This window comes from Microbulbifer okhotskensis (assembly GCF_023895975.1).
GTDB lineage: Bacteria > Pseudomonadota > Gammaproteobacteria > Pseudomonadales > Cellvibrionaceae > Microbulbifer > Microbulbifer okhotskensis.
This window is the reverse complement of record NZ_JALBWM010000486.1, coordinates 1-250: the sequence shown is the minus strand read 5'-3', so window position 1 is coordinate 250 and position 250 is coordinate 1. Positions and strand designations below refer to the sequence as shown.

The window sequence follows — 250 nt, the reverse complement described above, 5'->3', positions numbered from 1 at the left end:
GCCTATGGGCATCAGCTGGCTGAGAACGTCGCGCCGCTGGTGGCAGAGCTGGCCAAATCCGCCGGCTTTGAGTATGTGCTGGCGCCGGCCACCACCACCGGCAAGAATTTGCTGCCTCGCGTGGCGGCCCTGCTGGATGTGGGTCAGCTGTCCGATATCGTTTCGGTTGAGTCGGCCGATACCTTCAAGCGCCCGATCTATGCCGGCAATGCCATTGCCACGGTGAAATCGCTGGATGCCATCAAGGTCA

General features: G+C 61.6%; 1 pseudogene. It reads left to right on the top strand.

The features are described 5' to 3' along the window. A pseudogene (locus tag MO867_RS23020) lies at positions 1–250 on the top strand (electron transfer flavoprotein subunit alpha/FixB family protein); the annotation flags it as partial.